Annotated in this window: 24 protein-coding genes, 1 tRNA gene and 1 pseudogene; 11 read left to right on the top strand and 15 right to left on the bottom strand. The window is 71.5% G+C overall.

Annotation, left to right across the window (positions count from 1 at the left end; genetic code table 11):
- Window positions 1-66 precede the first annotated feature (66 nt).
- Window positions 67-882 carry an SDR family oxidoreductase gene (locus IF01_RS0121280; RefSeq protein ID WP_030395066.1) on the top strand — a complete coding sequence of 272 codons (816 nt, stop codon included), beginning with the start codon at window positions 67-69 and terminating at the stop codon, window positions 880-882.
- Here IF01_RS0121280 and IF01_RS0121275 read toward each other — a convergent pair.
- A complete protein-coding gene (locus IF01_RS0121275) occupies window positions 875-1,492 on the bottom strand; it encodes a cysteine hydrolase family protein (RefSeq protein WP_030395065.1) in 618 nt (205 codons plus the stop codon). The two genes, IF01_RS0121280 and IF01_RS0121275, sit on opposite strands and share 8 nt — an antisense overlap.
- An 85-nt stretch (window positions 1,493-1,577) precedes the next feature.
- On the opposite strand from IF01_RS0121275, the gene IF01_RS0121270 reads away from it, so the two are divergent.
- Window positions 1,578-2,543, top strand: coding sequence for a GlxA family transcriptional regulator (locus tag IF01_RS0121270; protein ID WP_030395064.1), 966 nt, complete (start codon window positions 1,578-1,580; stop codon window positions 2,541-2,543).
- 7 nt (window positions 2,544-2,550) lie between these two features.
- On the opposite strand, the gene IF01_RS0121265 is transcribed toward IF01_RS0121270, so the two are convergent.
- On the bottom strand, window positions 2,551-3,486 hold the full coding sequence (locus tag IF01_RS0121265) for a TetR/AcrR family transcriptional regulator C-terminal domain-containing protein (RefSeq protein WP_030395063.1): 936 nt from the start codon (window positions 3,484-3,486) through the stop codon (window positions 2,551-2,553).
- Window positions 3,487-3,706: 220 nt separating this feature from the next.
- Here IF01_RS0121265 and IF01_RS0121260 point away from each other — a divergent pair, with 220 nt between their 5' ends.
- The 3 genes from IF01_RS0121260 (at window position 3,707) to IF01_RS0121250 (ending at window position 7,021) form a co-directional block, all read left to right on the top strand.
- Complete coding sequence (locus IF01_RS0121260) at window positions 3,707-4,822, top strand: FAD-dependent monooxygenase (RefSeq protein ID WP_030395062.1); 1,116 nt, start codon at window positions 3,707-3,709, stop codon at window positions 4,820-4,822.
- A gap of 126 nt (window positions 4,823-4,948) precedes the next feature.
- Entirely contained in the window at window positions 4,949-6,319 is a 1,371-nt protein-coding gene (gltX, locus tag IF01_RS0121255) for a glutamate--tRNA ligase (RefSeq protein WP_030395061.1), read from the top strand.
- A gap of 201 nt (window positions 6,320-6,520) precedes the next feature.
- A complete protein-coding gene (locus IF01_RS0121250; RefSeq protein WP_030395060.1) occupies window positions 6,521-7,021 on the top strand; it encodes a cupin domain-containing protein in 501 nt (166 codons plus the stop codon).
- Between the two features lie 3 nt (window positions 7,022-7,024).
- On the opposite strand, the gene IF01_RS42115 is transcribed toward IF01_RS0121250, so the two are convergent.
- Complete coding sequence (locus IF01_RS42115) at window positions 7,025-7,498, bottom strand: ATP-binding protein (RefSeq protein WP_078880157.1); 474 nt, start codon at window positions 7,496-7,498, stop codon at window positions 7,025-7,027.
- 170 nt (window positions 7,499-7,668) lie between these two features.
- On the opposite strand from IF01_RS42115, the gene IF01_RS0121240 reads away from it, so the two are divergent.
- The 4 genes and pseudogenes from IF01_RS0121240 to IF01_RS45735 all read left to right on the top strand — a co-directional run.
- Entirely contained in the window at window positions 7,669-8,622 is a 954-nt protein-coding gene (locus tag IF01_RS0121240; protein ID WP_030395058.1) for a helix-turn-helix domain-containing protein, read from the top strand.
- Entirely contained in the window at window positions 8,579-8,719 is a 141-nt protein-coding gene (locus IF01_RS50130) for a DUF397 domain-containing protein (RefSeq protein WP_233290163.1), read from the top strand. Before IF01_RS0121240 ends, IF01_RS50130 begins: the two co-directional genes overlap by 44 nt.
- Window positions 8,720-8,762: 43 nt before the next feature.
- A tRNA-Leu gene (locus IF01_RS0121235) sits at window positions 8,763-8,846 on the top strand.
- 158 nt (window positions 8,847-9,004) lie between these two features.
- Window positions 9,005-9,139, top strand: a pseudogene (locus tag IF01_RS45735) (IS5 family transposase); the annotation flags it as partial.
- Here IF01_RS45735 and IF01_RS0121230 read toward each other — a convergent pair.
- Together IF01_RS0121230 and IF01_RS0121225 are read right to left on the bottom strand one after the other, a co-directional pair.
- Entirely contained in the window at window positions 9,115-9,804 is a 690-nt protein-coding gene (locus tag IF01_RS0121230; RefSeq protein WP_051755799.1) for an HAD family hydrolase, read from the bottom strand. The pseudogene IF01_RS45735 and the gene IF01_RS0121230 overlap by 25 nt on opposite strands.
- 179 nt (window positions 9,805-9,983) lie before the next feature.
- Entirely contained in the window at window positions 9,984-10,607 is a 624-nt protein-coding gene (locus tag IF01_RS0121225; RefSeq protein ID WP_030395056.1) for a DUF6000 family protein, read from the bottom strand.
- 256 nt (window positions 10,608-10,863) lie between these two features.
- Here IF01_RS0121225 and IF01_RS44135 point away from each other — a divergent pair, with 256 nt between their 5' ends.
- Window positions 10,864-11,355, top strand: coding sequence for a DUF11 domain-containing protein (locus IF01_RS44135; protein WP_157855304.1), 492 nt, complete (start codon window positions 10,864-10,866; stop codon window positions 11,353-11,355).
- 197 nt (window positions 11,356-11,552) lie between these two features.
- Here IF01_RS44135 and IF01_RS0121215 read toward each other — a convergent pair whose 3' ends face one another.
- From IF01_RS0121215 to IF01_RS0121185, 6 genes are all read right to left on the bottom strand, one after another.
- A complete protein-coding gene (locus IF01_RS0121215) occupies window positions 11,553-12,113 on the bottom strand; it encodes a hypothetical protein (protein WP_030395054.1) in 561 nt (186 codons plus the stop codon).
- A 365-nt stretch (window positions 12,114-12,478) separates the two neighbouring features.
- On the bottom strand, window positions 12,479-13,333 hold the full coding sequence (locus tag IF01_RS0121205; RefSeq protein WP_030395053.1) for a helix-turn-helix domain-containing protein: 855 nt from the start codon (window positions 13,331-13,333) through the stop codon (window positions 12,479-12,481).
- Window positions 13,320-13,838, bottom strand: coding sequence for a DUF6879 family protein (locus tag IF01_RS0121200; RefSeq protein WP_030395052.1), 519 nt, complete (start codon window positions 13,836-13,838; stop codon window positions 13,320-13,322). The genes IF01_RS0121205 and IF01_RS0121200 overlap by 14 nt, the downstream gene beginning before the upstream one ends.
- Window positions 13,822-14,049 carry a hypothetical protein gene (locus tag IF01_RS0121195; protein WP_341845497.1) on the bottom strand — a complete coding sequence of 76 codons (228 nt, stop codon included), beginning with the start codon at window positions 14,047-14,049 and terminating at the stop codon, window positions 13,822-13,824. Before IF01_RS0121195 ends, IF01_RS0121200 begins: the two co-directional genes overlap by 17 nt.
- A gap of 187 nt (window positions 14,050-14,236) precedes the next feature.
- A complete protein-coding gene (locus IF01_RS0121190; protein WP_030395050.1) occupies window positions 14,237-14,563 on the bottom strand; it encodes a nuclear transport factor 2 family protein in 327 nt (108 codons plus the stop codon).
- A 31-nt stretch (window positions 14,564-14,594) separates the two neighbouring features.
- Complete coding sequence (locus IF01_RS0121185) at window positions 14,595-15,779, bottom strand: M20 metallopeptidase family protein (RefSeq protein WP_030395049.1); 1,185 nt, start codon at window positions 15,777-15,779, stop codon at window positions 14,595-14,597.
- A 149-nt stretch (window positions 15,780-15,928) separates the two neighbouring features.
- Here IF01_RS0121185 and IF01_RS0121180 point away from each other — a divergent pair, with 149 nt between their 5' ends.
- Complete coding sequence (locus IF01_RS0121180) at window positions 15,929-17,020, top strand: Lrp/AsnC family transcriptional regulator (RefSeq protein WP_051755797.1); 1,092 nt, start codon at window positions 15,929-15,931, stop codon at window positions 17,018-17,020.
- A 35-nt stretch (window positions 17,021-17,055) separates the two neighbouring features.
- Here IF01_RS0121180 and IF01_RS0121175 read toward each other — a convergent pair whose 3' ends face one another.
- From IF01_RS0121175 to IF01_RS0121160, 4 genes are all read right to left on the bottom strand, one after another.
- Complete coding sequence (locus tag IF01_RS0121175; RefSeq protein WP_030395047.1) at window positions 17,056-17,463, bottom strand: hypothetical protein; 408 nt, start codon at window positions 17,461-17,463, stop codon at window positions 17,056-17,058.
- 241 nt (window positions 17,464-17,704) lie between these two features.
- Entirely contained in the window at window positions 17,705-18,754 is a 1,050-nt protein-coding gene (locus tag IF01_RS0121170; RefSeq protein WP_030395046.1) for an SGNH/GDSL hydrolase family protein, read from the bottom strand.
- A 174-nt stretch (window positions 18,755-18,928) separates the two neighbouring features.
- Entirely contained in the window at window positions 18,929-19,849 is a 921-nt protein-coding gene (locus tag IF01_RS0121165; protein ID WP_030395045.1) for an RNA polymerase sigma-70 factor, read from the bottom strand.
- Window positions 19,850-19,948: 99 nt separating this feature from the next.
- Entirely contained in the window at window positions 19,949-20,422 is a 474-nt protein-coding gene (locus IF01_RS0121160; protein ID WP_030395044.1) for a carboxymuconolactone decarboxylase family protein, read from the bottom strand.
- Window positions 20,423-20,446 lie beyond the last annotated feature (24 nt).

Raw genomic sequence — 20,446 nt, 5'->3', positions numbered from 1 at the left:
TCCGGAAGCACGAAGCTAGCGGGTCCGCCGGAAGCGCGGCCTCCGTTCGTCCTAGGAGTGACGATCATGACTCTCCCGACCCCGACCCACGCCCCCGTTCTCGTGACCGGCGGCACCGGCACCCTCGGCCGCCACGTCGTACCGCTGCTGCGGGCGGCCGGCCGCGACGTCCGGGTGCTCACCCGCAACCCCCGACCGGCCGCCGACGGCGTCGAGTACCTGGCCGGCGACCTGCTGGTGGACGGCGGGAAGGGCGTCGACGCGGCCCTCGCCGGGGTCGAGGTGGTCCTGCACCTGGCCGGGGACGCCAAGAACGACGAGGCCACCACCCGCAACCTGGTCGCCGCCGCCCGGCGGGCCGGGGTGAAGCACCTGGTGTACATCTCGGTGATCGGCGCCGACCGGGTGCCGCTCGGCTACTTCCGGGCCAAGCACGCCGCCGAGCAGGCCGTCGTCGGCTCTGGCATCCCGTACACCGTGCTGCGCGCCGCCCAGTTCCACGACCTGACGGCGAAGACCGCGGCCGCGATGGCCAAGCTGCCGGTCGTCCCGAAGTTGGGCGGCATCCGCTGGGAGCCGGTGGACTCGCGGGACGTCGCCGAGCGGCTGGTCGAACTCGCCCTGGCCGCGCCCGCCGGGCTCGTCCCGGACCTCGCGGGCCCGGCCGTGCGCACGCTCGGCGACCTGACCCGCGACCACCTGCTGGCCGCCGGGAAGCGCCGCCCGATGCTGCCGCTGCGCGCCCCCGGCAAGGTGGGCCGCTGCTACCGGGAGGGCGCCAACCTCGCCCGGCCCGGCGCCGACCGGGGCACCCGCACCTGGGAGGCCTTCCTTGCCGAGACCTTCCCGGCGGGCGCCGCCGGCCGACTCGGGATCAGCTGATGTCGGCGGGCGCGCCGGTCTTCGCCGCCGCGGCCACCGCCGCGGTCGGCACCACCTTGGCGAACCGCATCGCGTGCAGCACCGTCGCGGTGGCCCGGGCGAGTTCGGCGGCCGGGAGGGTCACGCCGTCCGGGCCGGTCATGTCGAAGGCGTGCATGGCGTCGATCGGGAAGACCGTGTCGTAGCCGAGGTTGCCCGCCATCCGGGCGGTGGTCTCGTTGCACACGTTGGTGATGATCCCGGCGACCACCACCTGCCGGGCGCCCCGCTCCTGGAGCCAGGCGTGCAGGTCCGGGGTGCCGTAGAAGGCGCTGTTCACCGTCTTGGTGATGTGCAGCGCGGGCTCCACCGCCGCCACGAAGTCCTTCAACTCGTAGCCGGGGGTGCCCGGTTCGAGCGGGCCGGTGGAGGAGGCGTGCTGGACGACCACGATCGGCCGCCCGGTGGCCTGCCACACGTCGATCAGTTCGCCGATCCGCTGCTCGGCCTCGGGGTTGTCGCGCTCGCCCCAGAACGCGGTGTCCTCGAAGCCCTTCTGGACGTCGATGACGACCAGGACGGCGTCGGTGTCGATGGTGAGCGGGGCGTCGAAGGCGCTGGTGTTCGTCATGCGTCCATGCTGCGGCGGGCCCGGGCGCACCCGTGAGCGGCGGTGGAGCCACCCATCGATACGATCCTGCCACTACGCTTCCCCCATGCGCACGGTGGGGTGTCTGGTCTTCGACGGGGTGCGGCCGTTCGACTACGCGGTGATCGGCGAGGTCTGGGCCGAGAAGGAGGGCCGCCCCGGCGTCCCCGCCTTCGACCTGCGGGTCTGCGGCCCGGACGGCGCCCGGGTGCGGCTCGGCGGCGGGCTGGAACGCGTCCCGGACTTCGGCCTGGACGCGCTCGCCGACTGCGACCTGGTGGTCGTGCCCGGCGTGGAACGCCCGGAGGAGTCGCGCGACCCGGCCGTGCTCGCCGCGCTGCGCACCGCCCACGAACGCGGCGTCACGGTCGCCTCGCTCTGCGCGGGCGCCTTCGTCCTCGCCGAGGCGGGCCTGCTGGACGGCCGTACCGCCACCACCCACTGGGCCCTGGCCGAGGACCTGGCGGAGCGCTTCCCGGCGGTGGACGTGCGGCCCGAGGTGCTGTTCACCGGCGAGGGCCGGCTGTGGACCTCCGCCGGGGTGGCGGCCGGCATCGACCTCTGCCTGCACCTGGTCCGCGCGGCCCACGGCGAACGGGCGGCCGCGTCGATCGCCCGCGCCATGGTCACCGCGCCCTTCCGCTCCGGCGGCCAGGCCCAGTTCATCCCCTCCCCGGTCCCCGAGCCCGCGCCCGCCGGGGACGACCCGCTCGCCCGCGTCCGCACCGAGGTCCTCGCCGCACTCGACACCCCCTGGACCGTCCGCCGGATGGCCGCCCTCGCCCTGATGTCCGAACGCACCTTCGCCCGCCGCTTCGCCGCCGCCACCGGCACCACCCCGCTGCGCTGGCTGCTCGACCAGCGCATCCTCACCGCCCAGCGCCTCCTGGAGGACACCGACCTCCCGGTGGACACGGTCGCCGCCCACTGCGGCTTCGCCTCCGCCGTCTCGCTGCGGCCGCCGTTCACGGCCCGCCTGGGCGTGCCGCCCCGCGAGTACCGCCGCACCTTCCGGGGGCGGGACGGCATGTGACGAAGCGTCAGGCCCGCCCCTCGATCCTCGGGGTGAGGCCGTCGAGGAGGGTGGTGAGGCCGGATTCGAAGAGGGTGTCGAGGTCGAGGTCGTAGCCCTCGTCCAACTCGGCCGTCAGGCGGGTGAAGACCGGGAAGCGGGCCGCGGCGATGCGGGTGTCGAAGGCGGCGAAGCGGGTGTCGGTCCACTGGTCGCCGGTGAGGCCGGTGGCGGCCTGGGCCCGGGCCTCGCGTTCGAGGTTGGCGGCGAGGCCCTCGATGTAGCTGTAGAAGAGCACGTGGATGTCGAGGACGGTGGCGGCCGGGAGGCCGTGGCCGTCGAGGGCGGCGAGCGCCCACTCGGCGTGGGTGAGCAGGTTGGGCAGCAGCAACGGCCGGGTGACGGGGCCGAGTTCGGCGAGCCAGGGGTGGCGGCGGAACAGCGACCACAGGGTGCGGGCGCCGAGTTCGAGCCGGGGGCGCCAGCCGGCGGGCGGGTCGGCGGGGTAGCCGGCCTCGCCGAAGGCGGCGTCGGCGGCGAGCAGGACGAGTTCGTCCTTGCTGGTGACGTAGCGGTAGGCGGTCATCGGGGCGACGCCGAGCCGGGCCGCGACGGCACGCATGGACAGGGCGGCGAGCCCTTCCGCGTCGGCGATCCCCAGGGCGGCCGCGATCAGCCGTTCGCGGCTCAACTCGCCCTCTTCGGCGGATGGGCGGGGTGCAGCTGGACCGGCTGGCGCGGGCGCGGCGGCGACCACGGTGCCGACCCGGGGCCGGGCCTCGACCAGGCCCTCCGAGCGGAGCACCGTGAGCGCCTTGGTCGCGGTGGCGAGGGCCACGCCCCAGTCCTCGGCGAGCCGCCGGTTCGAGGGGACGCGCGCGCCGGGGGCGAGTTCGCCGCTGGTGATCCGGCGCCGGAGGTCGGCGGCGATGCGGCGGAACGGCGGGTCCGTCTCGGGAGCCACGGCGGCGCCCTCCTGTTCGGGAAATTCTCGGCGGCCGCGCCCGGCCTGTACTAGCGCAGACGCTACCAGGGGAATCGGCTCCGAAATGCCTGCTGTCCTAGCTCAGAAACGGCTCTGACCTGCGATTTCAGGGCTTGCGGGGCTCTGTATGTACAGCGTACGTTCAGGGTGTTCGCGGCGGAAGGCGCCGTACCGGGCACAACGAACCAGGGGAGCACCCATGCAGAACGTCCTCGTCTCCGGCGGCGGCATCGCCGGCACCGTCCTCGCCCACTGGCTGGCCCGCCGCGGCTTCGCCCCGACCGTCGTCGAGCTGGCCCCCGGCCCGCGCTCCGGCGGCCAGGCCGTCGACATCCGGGGCGTCGCCCTCGACGTGATCGAGCGGACCGGCCTCACCGGGCCGGTCCGGGCCGTCCGCACCCGGATGCGCGGCATGTCCGTGCTCGGCGCCGACGGCACCGAGCTGCACCGCTCGGAGGAGGTCACCTACAGCAGTGGCCGACTCGACAACGGCGACGTCGAACTGCTGCGCGGCGACCTGGTGGAGATCCTCCACGACCACACCCCGGCGGAGGTCGAGTTCGTTCACGGCGACAGCATCACCTCGCTCCAGGAGGACACGCGCGGGGTGCACGTCACTTTCGCGCACGGGCAGCCGCGCACCTTCGACCTGGTGGTGGGCGCCGACGGCCTCCACTCCCGGGTGCGCCGGCTCGCCTTCGGCCCGGAGGCGGACTGCCTCAGCCCGCTCGGCACCCATGTGGCGATCTTCGCCGCCGACAACTTCCTCGGACTGGAGGACTGGCAGGTCTGGCAGCGCGACGGCGAGGCCGGCTACGGCATCTACCCGGTGCGCGGCAACACCGAGCTGCGGATCGTCTTCGGCTGGGCGAGCGACACGCCCGTCGAGCGCGACCCCGAGGCGGCCCGGAAGACGGTCGCCGAGCGGATGGCCGCGCTGCCCTGGGAGCGGACCCGGCTGCTGGACGCCCTGCACCGCTCCACCGACTTCTACGCGGACGTGATGGCGCAGGTCCACCTGGACTCCTGGTCGGCCGGCCGCACCGTGCTGCTCGGCGACGCGGGCTACTGCGCCTCGCCGCTCTCCGGCCAGGGCACCAGCCTGGCCCTGGTCGGCGCCTACGTGCTCGCCCAGGAACTCGGCCGGGCCCGGGACGCCGGCGCCGGACACCGCGCGGCCTACGAGCGCTACGAGCGCCGGATGCGCCCCTTCGTCGCCCTCAACCAGGCCCTCGCCACCGAGAACCCCGGCGGCCCGGCGGCCGAGGAGTCCGTCGAGCGGGCGAAGAACGCGATCGACCTGGACGCCGCGTAGCACGCCGCGCCCGGGCCCGGCGCGGGGTGCACGTGACGGGGACCGGTCCCCGGCCCGATACCCTTTGGTTCCATGACCGAGGTTTCCCGTCCCGTCCGCGTCCGTTTCGCTCCGAGCCCCACCGGCATGTTCCACGTCGGCGGTGCCCGCTCTGCGCTGTACAACTGGGCGACGGCACGACAGCAGGGCGGTGTCTTCGTCCTGCGGATCGAGGACACCGACGCAGCCCGCAACAAGCCCGAGTGGACCGACGGCATCATCAGTGCCCTCGCCGCGATCGGCATCCACGAGGGCGACCCGGCCTTCGAGGGCCCGTACTTCCAGTCCGCCAACGCCGGCACCCACCGCGCCGCGGCCGAGAAGCTGTACGCGGCCGGCCGCGCCTACTACTGCGACTGCACCCGCGAGCAGACCGCCGAGCGCACCGGCTCCGCCCAGACCGGCTACGACGGCTTCTGCCGCGAGCGGGGCCTGGAGTACGCCGAGGGCCGGGCGCTGCGCTTCCGGACCCCGGACGAGGGCGCCACCGTCGTGGTCGACCTCATCCGCGGCGAGCCGGCCTTCCCGAACTCCGCCATCGAGGACTTCGTCGTCGCCCGCGGCGACGGCAGCCCGGTGTTCCTGCTCGCCAACGTGGTCGACGACCTGGAGCAGGGCGTCACGGAGGTCATCCGCGGCGAGGAGCACCTGTCCAACACCCCGAAGCAGCAGCTGCTGTGGGAGGCCCTCGGCGCCACCCCGCCGGTCTGGGCGCACCTGCCGGTGATCGTCAACGAGAAGCGGCAGAAGCTCTCCAAGCGCCGCGACAAGGTGGCGCTGGAGGACTACCTGGCCGAGGGCTACCTGCCCGAGGCGATGGTGAACTACCTGATGCTGCTGGGCTGGGGCCCGAAGGACGACGTCGAGATCCGTCCGTACGCCGAGCTGGAGCAGCTGTTCAGCATCTCCGAGGTGAACGCCGGCTCTGCCTTCTTCGACGTGGCGAAGCTGCGCTCGTTCAACGGCGAGTACATCCGCGCCCTGACCGTGGACGCGTTCATCGCCGCCTGCGCGCCGTACCTGGCCGCCGACCGCGCGCCGTGGCCGGCCGAGGCCTTCGACGCGAAGGCCTTCGCCGAGCTCGCCCCGCTGGCGCAGTCCCGGATCGCGGTGCTGAGCGAGATCGTCGAGCAGGTCGACTTCCTGTTCCTGGCGGAGCCGGTGGAGCACGAGCAGTCCTGGGCGAAGGCCATGAAGGACAAGGACGGCGCGCTGGCCCTGCTGCGCACCGCCCGCGAGAAGCTCGCCGTGGCCGACTGGAAGGCCGACGCGCTGAAGGCCGAGCTGGAGGCCGTCGCGGCCGAGCACGGGCTGAAGCTGGGCAAGGCGCAGGCGCCGATCCGGGTCGCGGTCACCGGCCGCACCGTGGGTCTGCCGCTGTTCGAGTCGCTGGAGGTGCTGGGCCGCGAGCGGACCCTGGCCCGCCTGGACGCGGCGGCGGAGCGTCTGGCCGGCTGACGCTCCGAGCCGTTCCGTACGGGCCGCACCCCCACCTCGGGGGTGCGGCCCGTCGTCGTTCCCGGGGTCTTCTCCGTGCTCGAATTGACCCATGTTTCTGGTGCAGAAATGCACCCGTCAATGGGTCGATCGGGCTCATAGAGTGATCATCACAAGGCGACGGCAGGGGAGCCGGAGCCACCCGAGACGGGGAGAACCACCATGAACGCCGGCCCGATCAAGCCCATCCTGACCCGCGCCGCCACCGCCGAGACCACCAGCGACCCGAGCAGCGTGATGACCCTGCTCGCCGACCACGGCACCGACGGCAGCCCGGTCACCAGCTACCGGTCCACCTTCGCCAAGGGCGCGGTCGGCGCCCCGGCGCACTTCCACACCCGGGCGTCGGAGCTGTTCTTCGTCATCGGCGGCAAGCTCCAGGTCCTGCTGGACGAGAAGGTCGAGACCCTGGAGAGCGGCGACTTCCTGCTCGTCCCGCCGCACACCCCGCACGCCTTCGCGGCAGCGCCCGGTTCGGAGGCCGACGTGCTGTTCGTCTTCACCCCGGGGATGCCGCGCTTCGACTACCTGCGCCTGCTCGGCCGGGTGATGCGGGGCGAGGCGAGCCCGCAGGAGATCAAGGACTCCTCCGAGCTCTACGACAACCACTACGTCGACAGCCCGCTGTGGCGCGCCACCCTGGAGGCCGCGGCCGGGAAGTGACGCTCAGACGGTGACGAGTCTCGGCGACCGGCCGAAGACCAGCTCGGTGAACCCGGGGGCGGGGGAGATCACCACCCAGACGAACTTGCCGATCCCGCCGGCGCGGGGGCAGCAGCCCCAGCGCTCGGCGAGTTCGTCGACGAGGAGCAGGCCGCGGCCGTGCTCGTCGTCGGGGTCGGGGGAGGGGCGGAGGACGGGGCGACCGGCGCCGGCATCGTGCACTTCGATCCGGAGCCGGTCGGCGACGACGGCGAACCGGACTTCCACAAGGCGGTCCGGCGGCGCGTCGGAGTGCCGGACGGCGTTGGTGACGAGTTCGCCAAGCAGCAACTCGCCGATGTCGGAAAAGCATTCGCCGCGAGGCAGGCCCGCCAGGTAGGCGCGGAGGAACGAACGGGCGCGGGGGGCCGAGTCGTTCCGGGAGGGAAGGCGGGCGGCGAACTCGCGGGGCCGGCGGGGGAGGCGGAGACAGGGCATGGCGAAGCCTTCGGGTGAGAGGGGGGAGTGGAACGGGCTCGCGAATGGGGCGCGATATTCACGCTGTGCAAGCGAATAACTGCGTTCCGGTGTCAATCATCGCTGCTCCATGGGTACGGTGACTGCCGATTCGTGGTGCAGCGGGGCACGGCACAAGAGGGGTGACGGACGTGTCACATCGGAAGGTAGATGCGGGACCGACGGCGAGCCCGGCGAAGCTGTTCGGGGAGGCGCTGCGGTTCGCCCGGGAGCAGGCGGGCCTCACGCAGGAGGCGTTGGGGAAGCTCCTGCACTGCGACCGCACGGTGGTGACGCGGTACGAGGGCGGTCACCGGCCGATGCCCCTGGACTCCGTCAAGGCCTGTGACCGGATCCTCCAGACCGGAGGCATGCTCTACCTGCTCTGGAAGCGCGTGGACTGGCAGGCCGATGTGGAGCATCCGGACTGGTTCCAGAAGTATGTGGACCTGGAAGCGGAGGCGTTGGCGATCCGCGTGTATCAATGCGTCCAGGTCAACGGCCTGTTGCAGTGCGCGGACTACGCGCACGCAATGTTTCGAACCGGCGTCGACAGGGACAGTCCGACCTTGCTGCGGGAGCGTGTGGCCGCGCGTATGAGTCGGCAGAAGCGATTGCTCGGGCCCGACGGTCCGTTGCACATCGCTGTGTTGGACGAGAGCGTGATCCGTAGTGTCGTCGGTGGCCCTGGGGTGATGAGGCGGCAGATGGAGCACCTGCTGGAGGTCGGCGAGCGTTCCAACGTCAGCATCCAGATCGTGCCCTTCGGCTGTGCGCCGTCGAGGCGCCCCGGAACCTCAATGTTCCTGCTGGAGATGCCGGATGGGAGCGAATGGCTCTACTCGGAGAGTCTCTACCGAGGGCACTTCAGCGATGCCGCATCCGTCGTTGCCCAGCATCGGGGTGACTATGATCTGCTGCGCGGGGACGTGCTCTCGGTCAGCGACTCTCGGGCGTTGATCGCCGATGCGATGGAGGGGTACCGGTATGAAGAGCGTCGATCTCGGGATGGCCTGGCGAAAGAGCAGCTACAGCGGGAACAACGGCGGCGAGTGCATCGAGGTGGCCCTCGGGTCCCCTTCCCCCGCCATCGTCCCGGTGCGTGACTCGAAGGACCCCTCCGGGCCGGTCCTCCTCTTCCCCTCCGCCGCCTGGTCCTCCTTCGTCTCCGCCCTCCGGGACGGGTCACTCCCGGTTGGTTAGGACCACCCCTGGGCATGGGCTACTATTTACCCATCACCCAGTTGCGCGGGTGGCGGAATAGGCAGACGCGCTGGATTCAGGTTCCAGTGCCCGAAAGGGCGTGGGGGTTCAACTCCCCCCTCGCGCACACAGAGAACGGCCGGTCGGATCCTCGGATCCGACCGGCCGTTCCAGTTTCCGGATGTACGGATCGCCCCTCACGACACCGTGAGGGGCGACCCTCCCACCGCGCCCACGTCGTCTACGAGCGGCCGCTGGGCGAAGCAGCAACTGGGGCTCGCTCCGGAGATCGTCAAGCGCAGCGACGATCCCTCAGGGTTCGTGGTGCTGCCCGGACGCTGGGTGGTGGAACGCACGCTGAGCCGGCTGATGCGCTCGCGGCGCCCGGTGCGCGACTACGAGACGCTGCCGCGCCGTGCGTCCTGGCTTCCCCCGGACACATGCGCGCCGAATGCAGAGGTATCGAGGTCCTTGAGGGACTCCAGTACCAGAGTGGCAATCGCATAGCGAGGATCGCAGCGATCAGCGGCCTCGGGAACGGCGACGACCGCCATCCCGGCCGATACGCCGGCGAGGACGCCGTTGAGCGAGTCCTCGATCACGATGCATTCGTCGGGTGACGCGCCGAGAGCGGCGGCTGCGCGGAGGTAGGCGCCCGGGTGGGGCTTGCGGTGTTCGTCGTCCTCGGCCGAGAACACGGCATCGAAGGATCGGTCCAGGCCGGTGCTCGCGAGCGCGGCCCGAATCACCGACTCCGGCGAGGACGACACGACGGCCATCGCCCTCGATGTTCGCGCGCATGCCGCGACGGCGTGTTCGGCGCCGGGCTTCAGCACCACCCCCGCCAGCCCACGGCACACGGCGGCCACGATCTGCTGCTCGACCTCGTCGGGGTCCGCTTCAAGGGTGGCCCGATCGAACCAGTGGGCCACCATGTCCCTTTGCCGCAGCCCGCGCGTCGCCGCCTGCATCTCCGCGGTGAGGTGCAGGCCGAGCGGACCGAACACCTCACGCTTTGCCGCGTCCCAGATCGGCTCGGAGTCGATCAAGAGGCCGTCCAGGTCGAACAGGACAGTCGGTTGCATCTGTTGCTCTTTCGTCGGCGATCACGCGAGGACGGGACCGAGTCGCTGCCCTGCCGGGCATATGCAGATGGTGCCGTGGTCGATGACGATACTCATGAGCCGTCGGCCGGCCCGGCGGCGAGCGTGGATCGTCCCGGGGTGGGCTCGTCGGCCCGGTCCCGGTCGGTCGGGCGGCGGGATCAGCGCCCGGGGTCCATTCCGGCGAGGAGTTCAGCGCACTCACTGGCGAAGGAACTGACCTGCTCCACGATCTGCCGGTACTCCTGCGGATCCCGCACCGGGTTCGACGTGGCATCGGTCCACTGCTGCCACAGTCCACCGGGGGCAAGGTATGAGGATGCTCGCTCGGCCCCCAGGACGGCATCGAGGTGGAGCAGTGTGCTGAGAGCAAAGGTCTGGTCCCAGATGAGCTCGGGTCGAGGCAAGTAGCGATCAAGGTATCGGCAGATCAGATCTGCGTCCGCGCTGGTGCCGAACGTGGCAAGGGTGATGCAGTAGGACCCGCTGTAATGGCCGCCGCTGGCCAACAGGAGTTCGCCGATGGAACTGCGGAACTCGGTCCTGCCGGCAACAGCAACCAGCCAGGAGGCAGTCTTGCGCTCGCGCCAACCGCCTTCGAATAGGATGCCGAGCTCAGCGGGAGTGATCTCCCCGGCGGCCTGGGCCAACTCCCTCATGAACAGCTCGCGCTCGGGCCCGCTCAACCGCAGAGAGCTTCCACCCAGCCGCAGGTACCGCCGCCCGGGCGTGACGAATCGTCGGACCAGGTCCATGAGCTCGGGGTCGGTGTGGGGATAGCGCATGGCCGCAAACCTTGCCTGGCGAGAACCCGGCGTGCCAGTGGATTGTGCCGAGCCTCCAGCAGCGATCGCTCAACGACCACATCAGGGAAACCGAGGCGAACGGCCGCGCCGTCCGAGCTCGGGGTGCCCGTCGTTGCGCGAGCCGGGCCGTCAGGCGGGACCGGATCAGGACATCGAGTCACCCCGTTCACGCCAAGGCCACCGGGCAGGACGCCCGCGCTCCTAGAGCTCCCCTCCGACAGCACTGTGTGACGCTATGAAGGGAACTCTCATGCGCCCGTTCGGCACCCGTGCGGCCGGAACGTTCACGGCCCTGCTCGCCACCGGACTGCTCGCCCTCGCACAGCCTGCCCACGCCTCCGGGCCCGCCGACCTCTACGCCACGGTCACCGCGACAGGATCGCCGGGGGCCGTCGCCTACCGCGTCTTCTTCGGCAACGCCGGACCCGACCGTGCGGCGGGCACGGTCACCGCCGTCGTCCAGCTCCCGGCCCAGACGACCGGCGCGACCATCGACATCTCCGGTTGCCCCTACGACAACAGTGCCAAGACCTTCACCTGCGACCTCACGGGCATGCCCGCGGGGCAGGGCTTCGTCCCGACCGTGACCGCGCAGATCAACCCGCTCGCGCTCGGAGCCCTCACCGCCACCGCGACCATCACCGGGACCGACCCCGACCCGGACGCGACCAACAACTCCGCCTCGGTCTCCTGCACGGCCCTCACCGGCCTGGTCGTCATCTGCTGACGATCGAGCCGAGGCACCGGCGCGCGCTCCGGGCCGGCACCAGGCCCGACCCCCCGCACGCGAAGAACGGCCGGTCGATCCTCGGATCGACCGGCCGTTCTGTTGTCCGCGCCGATGTGGATGTCCATCGGCGCGGCCCGAACCACGCTGTGCACCCCAGATCTGCGCGCGGGAGGGCTGCCGTCGGCGCCTGCCGCTCATGGTTCGATCCTCCGGGCGTACACGCCCTCACCGATGGGCCGGAAGTCGTGCCGCTCCCAAGCGAGTCGGAGCTTCTCCATCGCCTCCTCGTCCGGTCGCCGCACCTCCGGATCGTCAGACGCGTACGAGCACGGCTCGTCCGGCCCGTGATCGTGGATCGGTGCCGGGTAGCACACGGCCACCGTGCCGGGGACGGCCAGACGCCGCAGCGCGGTGACGGTCAGGCGCATCCCGACTCCCTTGCCGCGCCACGCATCCGAGACGCGGACGGACTCCAGCAGGAGCAGCAGTACGGGACTCAGCGCGGACACGGCCGGGGCAAGGCTGCCGTCCTCGCCGAAGATCACCCGGGGGATCCGGTCGAGGAGGCCGGGGTCGCCCTCCAAGGCGGCACGGGGGTTCGGCGTGACGCCCGGGATGACACGGGTGATCTCGGCGGTGCCGATCTTCTCGTCGGGAACGTAGAACTTCGCTGTCCACCGCTCCGCCCGCCCGGTCCACGTCTCGTCGGCGAACTGCCGCATGGCATAGGAGATGTGGAGCCGATCGGGGTCCATGGTCGCTCCTTTGAAGGGGTGGGCCCCCGTCGGGCGGGGGCCCACCCCTGTTGTCGGCCGACTACTTCGGGTCGGGTGCGGGCTGCTCCGGCGCGGGCTTGCCCGCGTGCTTCGGCGGCGGCTTCTCGTTGCCCTTGTGCTTCATCGTGACAGTGCTCACGGAACTGGCCTCCTACTCGTCGTGGGTGTTGTCGGTGCTGTCGCCGTCCGGCGGCATCGGACCCGGGCCCGGAGGCCTGTTGGGGCCGGGAGTCGTCATCCTGGTGACTCCTCGCACTGGGGCGGAGCCGGACACCGGGTGGTGCCCGGGCCGTTCGGTGTTACTGATAAACCACGCTAAATGCGCCGGGTGCTGCGATCCACAGCTATTCGCGTTCCCGCATGAACTCGTCGGCCCGATCGAGCAGGAAAGCCTTTGCTCCTGCTCCCGTGAGGGCATGACCCATGAAAAGTTCGAAGAGTTCGATGTGATGGATGATTTCCTGTGGGGTGCGTAGAACGACTTCCCCGGAGAATAGCTCGACCGTCACAAGCCTGTCGTCGTAGATGACGAAAATATTCATGGGCGAACCCGGGACCTGAACCGTCTGCGGGACGATCGCTATATCCACATTCGGCTTCTCGGAGACCCGGGCCATGTGGGCGGCTTGGGCGGCCATGGTCGAAAGTGGCGCGCGGCGCCATCTGACAGCCTGCTCGGTCATCAGGAAGACGAACCGGCGGCGCGGGTCGTCCAGGACGGCCTGGCGGGCCACGCGGGCCTGGACAACCCTGGGCACGTCGCGCGCCGGCTCACTCCTTACGCCGGGCTGAAGCGTTGCGGCAGCGTACTCGGGCACGTGCAGCAAGCCGGTGGGGACGGCCGGGAGGAAGTGCCGCATCAGGGTCGACGACTGTTCGAGCGCCTTCAGCTCGGCCTGTTTCTGATGGAGTCCGAGGCGGGCATGGGTACGCCATGCCGTGTAGTCCACATTTGCCGTGCGAGCGAGCTCCAGCAGTTCCCGGGCGATTTCCTCGGGAACGTTCAGTGCGGCGAGAATCCGTTCGACGTCGATGACGCTCGGGAGTGTGCTCCCGGTCTCTATCCGACTGATCTTCGCCTGACTCATCTGGCAGCGAACGGCGAGTCGACTGCCAGACAGGCCGGACGCCGAACGGAGGCTCCGAAGAGCCTCCGCCAGGTTCTTCCGTTGACGTCCTTGGTGTTCAGGTTCGAGCACTGTTCCACTCTGCAAACGGGACGGATTCGGAAATCGCCAGGTCGCGCCAGCGCAGGTACTTCGAGATGTCCGGGTTCTCGATCAGCGTCCGGTTGATCTGTGTCCCGTCCGGCCGGTAGTTCATGTGGACGACCACCGACTCGTCGAACAGCCAGAAGTCCTGGTCCGGAACGTCGAGGTCCCGGGTCGTCAGGTCCACGATCCGGTAGTCCTCACCGGCGGCAACGTTGCCGGGGATGCACCACTCGAACAGGTAGCGGCTGTAGTCGGTCAGCGGCAGGCAGACCAGCTTGGCGCGGGTCATCGTCCGGCCGGCGGCGCGGTGGTCCCGGATGCAGTCGTGCCACTCGGAGTTGAAGCCGTCGGGGACCGGGTCGCCGGCGAGGAAGCCGGCGACCGTCTCGGCTTCGAAGGGCATGGTGTAGATCTGATGCACCTCCATCCGGAAGGCGGACCGCTCGAAGTCCCGGAAGTAGTTCTGCCACTCCTCACCGTCCAAGAGCACGGAAGGCCTCCCGGAGCAGGCTCTCGGGGATGGTCACGATGGCCTCACCGTCGGGCGTGGTGCGGTCGGTCGTGTAGCCCTGGACTGCCAGCAGTCCCGGCAGGTTCGTGGTGAAGATCGTCGGGCAGTCGCCGTTTCCGCACTTGTCGTCATCGCCGGACGGCCCGCACGGTCCGCCGGCGATCATGGTCAGTTCCAGTTCGTCGCCCACTGGCCTTCCCCTTCCTCCGTAGCTGTGATCGGCACGCTACGGACGGTGCGCGGCGCATCGCAAGGGCGATGGGGCAGTTACTCGCGTTCTCGCATAATCTCCTGGCCGATTGCGGAGAACGGCCGGTCGGATCGTCGGATCCGACCGGCCGTTCCGGTTTCCCTGCCTGCAGTGGCTGCGGCGTCGATCAGCCCAGGAAGTCGACCCGGTCGATCAGACCGTCTCGCACGCGGTACGCCACCAGGACGCGGAGCGGCTCGGGGGACAGGCCGTGGGCGATCTCGTGGTCGACCACCCAGTCGCCCTCGGTGAGTCGCCCCGCGATCTCCGCCCGGCACCGGCCCTCGGTGAACTGCCCGGCGTACGTGTCGCGCAGGGCCGGCCTGCCCTGGAGGAGGCTGCCGTCGGTCCGGCGGATCGTGACGTCCTCGGCGTAGGTGGCGAGGAAGGCGTCGAGGTCGTGGCTGTTGTAGGCGGCGAGCTGCTGCTCGACCACGTCGCGCGGTTCGGTCATGTGCTTGAACGTTCCTTCATCGATGGGTGGTTCAGGCCGCGAGGCGGCGGGCGGCGAGTTCGGCGTAGAGCGCGGCGCCGTCGGGGAGGACCGCGTCGTCGAACTCCGCGTGCGGCGAGTGGTTGGACGGCAGGGTATCGGGGTCGCTGCCCTTCGGGGCGGCGCCGAGCCAGGCGAACGAGCCCGGGACGGCCTCGAGCACCCGGGAGAAGTCCTCCGAGCCGGGGATCGGGTTCGGCAGCGTCCGGAAGCGCTCCTCGCCGAAGACCTCCCGGACGGTGTCCGCCAGGAAGTCGGTCTCGGACTCGTCGGTCACGGTCACCGGGTACTCGGGGAGGTACTCGATCTCCGCGCGCAGGCCGTGGGCGGCCGCGATGGCCCGGACCAGCTCCACCGAGGCGTCGGCGACCTTGGCCTGCGCCTCGGGGGAGAAGGTGCGCACCGTCGCCTCGAAGCGGGCGGTGTCGGGGATGATGTTGCGCCGGGTGCCGGCCTGGAGGATCCCGACGGTGATCACCACCGGGTCGAAGATGTCGAAGCGGCGGGTCACCATGGTCTGCAGGGCGGTGACGATCTCGCAGGCCGCCGGTACGGGGTCCTTGGCCCGGTGCGGCACCGCGCCGTGGCCGCCCGCACCGTGGAGGGTGACGTGCAGCGCGGCCGACGCGGCGAGGATCGGCCCGCGCCGGGAGCTGAACTCCTTGTGCGGCATGGTCGACGACACGTGCAGGGCGTACGCGGCGACCGGGCGCTGCCCCGCCGCGTCCAGCACGCCCTCGGCGAGCATGGCACCGGCGCCGTCCCAACCCTCCTCGCCGGGCTGGAACATGAAGACCACGTCACCGTGCAGCTCCTCCCGCCGCGCGGCCAGCAGCTGCGCGGCGCCCGCGAGCATGGTGGTGTGCAGGTCGTGGCCGCAGGCGTGCATCGCGCCGTTCTCGGCGGCGAACGGCACCGGGGTCTTCTCCACGACCGGCAGGCCGTCCATGTCACCGCGCAGCAGCACGGCCGGTCCCGGCCGGCCGCCGCGCAGTACCGCGGTGACCGAACTCAGGCCGGTGCCCAGGCTCACCTCCAGCGGCAGCCCGTCCAGGGCCTGCAGCACCCGCTCCTGGGTGCGCGGCAGATCGAGGCCCACCTCGGGGAAGCGGTGCAGGTCCTGGCGGAGCCGGACCAGGTCCGGGGCCAGTGCGAGGGCGTCGTCGTGCAGGGACACAGGTACCTCCATCGGACCCGCGTGCGGCGGGATTTGTGCGGAGCGGTCTCGTTCCGTGATTCTGGGTGCCGCGGCGGGAGTCGCTCGCGATTTCGCAGGATCACGCCACGGAGAGCCCCTTTCATGAACGAATCGACCGGAAGCCGACGGTGACCGGTGCGGAGGAGACCGGCACGGAGGCGACAGGCACGACGGTGAACGGCCCGACGGTGACGGTCGACGAGCTGGACCTCGCCCTGGTGAACGCGCTGCAGCTGCGCCCCCGGGCGCCCTGGTCGCTGCTCGGCCAGACCCTGGGGATCAGCCCGGTCACCGCGGCCCGCCGCTGGCAGCGGCTCTCGGAGGCCGGGATCGCCTGGGTGACCGCCTACGGTCTGCCGCACCCCGAGGACCGCGGGTGCGTCGCCTACCTCGACCTCGACTGCGCCCCCGACCGGACCGGGCGGATCGCCGACGAACTGGCCGAGGACGCGCACGTGATGAGCATCGAGCACTTCGCCCAGGGCTGCGACCTCGCCGTCACCGCGGCCTTCACCGACCTGGCGGCGGTCTCCCGCTACACCGCCGAACGGCTCGGCCGGATCCCCGGGGTCGACTCCGTCCGCGTCCACCTGGCCACCGGCTTCTACGCCGAGGGCATCCGCTGGCGCCTGGACTCGCTGGACCCGGCCCAGCGCGGGGAACTGCACGACGATCAGTCGGCGGGCAACGGGAAGCCGTTCGCCGCACGGGCCGAACTCCGCGAAGAAGACCGGGAGTTGCTCATCAGACTGGGCGTCGACGGCCGCCTCGACCAGGCCGGGCTGGCCGCCGCGACCGGGCTGAGCCCGTCCACGCTGCGCCGTCGCCTCGACCGGCTGGCGGGCTCCGACGCGATCCGCTTCCGCTGCGAGATCGCGGCCCGCGACGCCGGCCGGCCGGTCCTGGCGACCTTCCGGGCCGACCTCCCCCCGGACCGGCTCGACGAGGTCGGCCCCCAGCTCGCCAGACTCCCCGAGGTCCGGCTGTGCGTGTCCGTCACGGGCGCGCACAACCTCGTCCTCTCCGTCTGGCAGCGCTCCCTCGCCGACGTCCAGCGCCTGGAGGCCGCGCTCACCCGCAGGTTCCCCGACCTGCGGGTGGCCGAGCGCCGGGTGGCGCTGCGCACGGTGAAACGGATGGGCCGGATCCTCGGCGCGGACGGACGTGCCGTCCGCGCCGTCCCGATGGACATCTGGCGGGACCCGGTACCGGCTCCCTGACGGCCGTGCGCCCGTCCGGCGTCGACCGGACGGGCTCAGCAGACGGCGGGCACCGTGACCGTGGCGGTGACCGTCGGCCGGCCCGCCCTGGTGGTGGTGAAGGTGGCGGTGACACCGGTGCCGCACGGGACGGTGCTCGCCACCGGGCCGACCGTGATTCCGCCGGCCGGCACCACGGCGCCGAGGTTCTCGCGCTCCAGGATCGCGCCGCCGGTGGTACGGAGTTCCAGCTCGAACGAGGCGAGCTGCGCGGGCCCTCCGGTCGATGACACCCAGCCGGTGGCGGACGCGAGGCGGCCGTCGATCGTCAGGCAGACCTGGGCCCCGACGCCGTAGCCGCAGGTGGTCGTACCCGTGGGCGTGGCGGCGGCCTGGCCGGCCCCCGCGATGCCGAGCCCGGACAGTGCGGCACCGGCCGCGAGGACGGCGACGAAACGCTTCATCAGAATTTTCTCCTTCGATGACAGGAGGAGCCCCAGCCCACCTGTGTCGTGTCACGCTGCACATGGCACATGCTGGCACTGGCCCGGGCCTCCGTCCCCGATCGGGCCGAACTCCGGGCAGGAGTACCGGAATCGGCCCCTCGTTGGCGGATTCCGGGCTCTCGGGCCGCCGAGAACACCTCGGCGGCCCCCACATTCCGGGGAGAGAATTGGCCCCGGCCCGTCCTCCCGGGCGCTGCGGTCAGCGTTCGAGGAGGGCCTCGCGCACGGCGCGCTCCACCAGGGGAGCGGCGTTGGCGTGTTCCCCGGCGTTGGGGTGCAGGAGGGTGGCGCGTTTGCCGATGGCGGCGCAGTCGAACGGCAGGCCGCCGGGCACCGCGGCCGGCCAGAACGGCTCGGCGTCGCCGCAGATGCCCTCGATCCACCGGGTGTCCTCGGGGGCGCACACGTCGTGGCCCACGCTGGAGGTGTAGCGGTCGACGTACCTGTCGCCGCGCTTCGCCGCCTCCGTTCGGATGATCGTGTTCATCGCCTTCAACGCGTCCTCGCGCAGCCAGTCGATGTCGGCGGGGGTGATCGGGCCGAGCTGCGTGGGACCGCCGCCGCAGGCGCTGCCCCGCTCCGGCAGGACGGCCGGGTAGCCGACCGTGATCACCGTGGCGTGCGGTGCGGCGCGGTGGATCACGTCGAGCATCCGGCCGTACTCGTCGCGGATCCTGGCGAGCTTCGCGGCGAGGCCCTCCACGCCCTCCGGTGGATTCGCGAAGTACGCCGCGCAGGGGATGTGGGCGAGGGTCAGTTCCAGGCATTCGCCGAAGGGCAGGGCGATCGCGCCGACGCCGACGGTGACGACGTCGGCGCGCTCGCCGAGCCGGGCCCGCCGGATCTGCGGATCCACCACGGGCCACCCGGCGGGGTCCCCGCCGGGCGGTTGCACCGGGCTGGCCGGCTGCTGCCTCTCGCGGGTGATGTTGGCGATGGTGGCGTTGTCGCAGCTGACGTCGGTCAGCCGCACGGGCCGGTCCGGCGGGCGGGCGGCGAGCGTCCGCCGGACGAGGTCGGGGTATGACCCGGTGGTCCGGTCGCACCCGTCCCGTGCGGTGCTGCCCAGTGCGGGCCGCGGATCCCCGATGAAGAGGCCGGCTGTGTAGGAGTCGCCCAGCGCGGCCCACTCGTAGCGGTCCCTGCTGCTGCCCTCGGCCGCGACCGAGGGCAGCAGCAGGGTCACCGCCAGCACAGCCAGTCCCAGCACCGGCACTCGGGTGCGCAGACGGGTCGCGGGGTGTCGCACGGTTCCTCCAGGGCATGGGACAACACGCGGTGGGTGCAAGAACGATCCGCGCACCGCAGTACCCATCCCCGCACAGCCGGGCCGCTCCCGCCGGTCGGGGCCGACCGATCGGATTCATCGTGGCGCCGTCGGCGGTGCCGGCCCACACTCGGGGCGGCGATCACATTCGCCGCTTCAGGACGACCGACGGGCCTGCTTGAGCTCCTGGTGGACGGCCCAGGCGTCGGCGACCGGGCCCAGGTGGGCGAGCTTGTCGGGGTTGGTGACGGATCGGACGGTCCCGATCCGGCCGTCCAGCACCTCAAGGACGAATGTGGTCAGCACCCGGCCCTCGCGGTCGCGGAACACGGCGCCGGGCCGTCCGTTGACCTCGTGCGGCTCGAAGGTCACGTCGATCCGGGCCATCAGCGGGACGATCGCGGCCAGCAGCCTCGCGACGTTCACGGCGCCGGCGACGGCCCGGGCGAGCTGCGGGGTCTTGCCGCCGCTGTCGCCGACCATGGTCACGTCGGCCGCGAGCAGTTCCTGGAGCCCGGCCATGTCGCCCTCGCGCAGGGCGTCGAAGAAGCGGGCCGCGAGTTCGTCCCGCTCCTTGCGCTCGGCCTCGAAGCGCGGCCGCCCCTCCCGCATGTGCCGCCGGGCGCGTGTCACGAGCTGCCGGCAGGCCGCCTCGGAGCGGCCCACCGACTCGGCGACCTCGTCGTACCCGAAGCCGAACACCTCGTGCAGCACGAACGCGGCGCGTTCCAGCGGGCTGAGCCGTTCCAGCAGCAGGAGCGCTGCCATCGACACCGAGTCGGCCAGCTCGGCGGCCCGGGCCGGGTCCTGGTAGGGGTCGGTGAGCAGCGGCTCGGGGAACCACGGGCCCACGTACGCCTCGCGCCGGACCCGGGCCAGGCGCAGCACGTCGATCGAGAGCCGGGTGACCGTGGTGGACAGGAAGGCCTTCACCGAGTCGGGCCGGGTCGGCGAGGCGTCGAAGCGCAGCCAGGCCTCCTGTACGGCGTCCTCGGCCTCGCCCACGCTGCCGAGGATCCGGTAGGCGATCGAGAACAGCAGCGGCCGCAGCTCCTCGAACTCCTCGACCTTGCTCACGCCGGCTTCCTTCCCCTCGAACGGACGTCTGTCGAAACGATCATGCCGGTGGCCCGCCGGGCCGGGTCCGCCGCCCCGGGGCCGGCGGACCCGCGGCGGTCAGTGGAACTGCCCGGCCACGTAGGTGCCGGCCGGCTGCTGGGTGATGATGTTCGCCCGGTTGGCGAGGTTCATGAACGAGATCAGCATCACCAGGGCCGCCAACTGCTCCTCGTCGTAGTGCTCGGCGGCCTTCGCCCAGACCTCGTCGGGGACGCCGCCGGCCCCGTCCGCGACCCGGGTGCCCTCCTCGGCGAGGGCCAGGGCGGCCCGCTCGGCCTCGGTGTAGACGATGGCCTCCCGCCAGGCCGCGACCAGGTTCATCCGCACCGCGGTCTCCCCGGCGGCCGCCGCGTCCTTGGTGTGCATGTCGATGCAGACGGCGCAGCCGTTGATCTGGCTCACCCGCAGGGCCACCAGCTCCTGGGTGGCGGCGGGCAGCGGCAGGGCCTTGAGCTCCTTGCCCAGGGCCATCAGGCTCTTGATGAACTTGGCGCCGGTCGGGTTGGTGAAGAAGTTCAGTCGCGCGTCCATGGGGTGTGCTCCTTCGTGGTGGTC

Origin of the sequence: Kitasatospora purpeofusca, assembly GCF_000718025.1 — a bacterium.
Lineage (GTDB): Bacteria > Actinomycetota > Actinomycetes > Streptomycetales > Streptomycetaceae > Kitasatospora > Kitasatospora purpeofusca.
Note: the sequence above shows the minus strand (reverse complement) of the source record. Positions and strands in the feature narration are given on the sequence as shown.